The following is a 3,247-nucleotide window of genomic DNA, read 5'->3' as shown; positions in this document are numbered from 1 at the left end:
TGTTAAGCTGGGGGGGTGACATGCAAGCTGAAATCCTTACTGAGTAATCATTTCAGCCCATAATTTTCCAAAAGATACATTCTGTTTTGGGCTGACTTTGGACGTATTTATAAGGGTTTGAGCTTGCCATAAAATCATTCGTAGGGTCAATTTGGGACTGTATCTTCCATGAGCCCATTGGCATCAAAACCTTATATAGTAAGCTTTTTGGGGCTCATGTCACCCCCTCAGGATGTTAAGATAAGTGATGCTAAAGCAGCAGCAGCATCAATATGAAGATTATGCCCTCCTGACAGAAAAACTCGTTTAGCTTGAGTCATAGTCATTTTCTGTTGTTGCAAATCTTCTGGTCGATTTAGTTTGCTACTATCTCCATAAACTAACGTAGTCGGAACTTGGATAGATTTGAGCATCTCCAAATATTGAGATCGACCACCAGGTAAATTGTTTAAACCCAGAATAGAACGAGTACGAATAATTGCATCCCAACTCCAGCGAACTCCACCTTGATTTGGTTGTGTAATTCGCTGAGCTAAGATATAAGAAAATTCTTCTGACAGACTAGGTATCGCTTGACGCAACCTACTTGCAGCAGTTGCCACATCAGGAAAGATGGGATGTTGAGGAGTAGAACTGAGATAGTCTAAACAAGTCGTTAGCTGATTAACTGCGGATTCTTTCTTGCTTTCCTCAGCAGGTAGCGGAAGTTCTACCAAAATCAACTCTTTGATTTTCTTTGGTCGCACGCTAGCGATCGCAGTTGCCAGCATGGCACCCATGGAATGACCTACTAACAACAAAGGTTGGTCTGGTAATTCCTGAATTACCCGGTCTATCTGAGCTAAAAATGTCAGTGAACTATAAGAAGTCACCATTTCCAAATGAGAAGAGCGCCCGTGACCAAATAAGTCAGGAGCCACTACCCGATAACCTTGTGCTGCTAGAGGAAGTGCGACTTCTTGCCAAGCTAATCCTTGTTCCAAAATTCCATGAATACACAGAACTACAGGATGCTCCGGGGAACCCCAACTACACAGACAGATCTGATTTCCTCCGAACTCCAGGAATTTTTCCTCCATAATAGGCTGCTCTGTTGAGGGAGTTGTAGAGACTTGAGGCTGTTGATTTGTCGGAGTTGTAACTAGGTTTGGCAACTCATAACTAAGTTGGCTGGCTATCCGTTGAGTTTCTGACTTCAACGGATAAGGTAATTGAATCGTTTTCCATTTGTCTGCCAAGCTCTCATCAATAGTATTGTGTTTGAGGAAGTTAGGGTCACTGATTGACAATGACTTTTGATGAACACCCCCTGTCATGCGATCGCCCTGATAAGGTTGCAAAAGTTCTGGCTCGAAGGGAACATTGAGAAAGTCGCATAGTTGGGATAGCACTTGTTGAGGTTTTTTCACCAAGTCTTCATAGCGAATCTGATGCTGACGCTCTGGCTCCAACTGGCTCAGGAAATTTAGAATGTTCTGGTTACTCTTAGCCCACACCTGCTCCGCTACCCGGTAAGGATTTTCCTCACCTAACCCGACAAGTTTTTGCATCCGCATCCGCACAAATGATTCTATGACTGAGTAGGGATGACGAACTAGATAAATGTATTTGGAGTTAGCAAAGAGTGCTTCCCCTCGTTCTAGGATAGTGGGCTCCATAGCATAAGTAGGAGACTTGTCTACGAGTAGACGAGGTGCTATGTTCTCCTGGAGCATCCCATATACCTGCTGAATTGATAAGTTCTGTGACTCGAGGTCTTTAATTAGAGCCTGACTAGCTGTTGCATCCAGGTTTTTTACTTCCATGAAAGTTTTTTGTAGCCCTTCCCCCAAGTAAGAAAGGTTTAGTTGCTCCTGTCGCTCCTTCATGGTGTTAAAGGGTAACAGATGCAACTCCGGTGGTGAAAACAGGGAAGAATGACCCGCTAGCATGACTCTGAGTAAAGTTGAACCTGAGCGGGGACTCGAAAGGATAAAAATAATACCAGGAAGACGTGAAGAGACGGAGGCTGGACGTGCAGAGTTTCCACTAGGTGAACTTTTGGTTGCAAAGATTTCTAAGCTTGTTGGAGATGGTTGAGTAGCAAGATTATCTTCACTCAACTCAGCACTCAAATATTGAGTCAGGGAGTCGATTGTTGGTCGTTCGTAAAACTCTCTGGGATAGATAATAAAATCTAGGTCGCCACTAAGTTTATTGACAACTTCCATTCCCATTAGGGAATCCATACCCAACTCTACAAAATTGTCATCAGTGGAAATTTTTGATGGATTGATTCCGAGAGTTTTTGCTACTACCAATTGAATATAATTTTTCAAAATATCTTGACGTTCAGTTATTGGTGCAGCTTGCAATTTTTCTAAAATGCGTTCGTCTGTCTTTTCTGAGCTTGTCTCCTGTTGCAAGAGTTCTAATAGTAAAGAACTTGGATTTGCCGAACTAAATTGTTTTGCCAATACCGACCAATCTACAGGCAATACTCCCACCTGTGCTGTAGACTGAGTGCGTACAAGTTCCTCTAATACTTGTATTCCTTGCTCTGGAGAAATCAAACTTATCCCTGCCGTTTGCATTCGATTTTGATGCTGACTTGCAAGACGAGTCGCCATACCACCTTCAGACCAGCCTCCCCAGTTAATACTTAATCCTGGTAATCCCATCTCCCTACGATAATGAACTACAGCATCCATAAAAGCATTAGCTGCAGCATAGTTTCCTTGACCGGGTGAACCTAATAAGGAACTCATAGATGAGAAGCAAACAAAGAAATCTAGGGATAAATGCTGGGTTAATTTATGTAGATTCCAAGTCCCGTTGACTTTGGGGGCCATCACTTTCGTAAAGCGCTCCCAATTGGTTTGTTGCAGTAGGCCATCATCCAAAACGCCTGCTGCATGAATTACACCTAGTAGTGGGGGTAGAGATGTTTGAATTTGCTCTAGGATATTGGCGACATCGGATTCAACTGATATATCTGCTGAAAGAACTTTTACTTGAGTGCCTAATTCTTCCAAACTTTGAATCGTTTGTTGTGCTTGCTCAGAGGGTTGACGACGACTGATTAAAACTAAATTTCTAGCTCCTTTTTCTGCCATCCATGCTGCTGTCTTCAACCCCAGGGCTCCTAATCCTCCAGTAATTAGGTATGTGGCATCAGATCGCAGTGACAGGGGTTGAGATTCTTGGGGAATGTGCTTGAGTAAACGAGCAACGTATATTTTGCGATTGCGCACCGCTAGATGGTCTT

1 protein-coding gene is annotated in these 3,247 nt (G+C 43.1%); it reads right to left on the bottom strand.

The window, feature by feature from the left end; genetic code table 11:
• Window positions 1-227: 227 nt before the first annotated feature.
• On the bottom strand, window positions 228-3,247 hold a 3,020-nt coding region (locus F6K20_RS30780), incomplete at its 5' end, for an alpha/beta fold hydrolase (protein WP_287297258.1).

Source organism: Moorena sp. SIO2C4, assembly GCF_010672485.1.
Taxonomy (GTDB): domain Bacteria; phylum Cyanobacteriota; class Cyanobacteriia; order Cyanobacteriales; family Coleofasciculaceae; genus Moorena; species Moorena producens.
The sequence above is the reverse complement of the archived record's forward strand: the minus strand, read 5'-3'. Positions and strand labels throughout refer to the sequence as shown.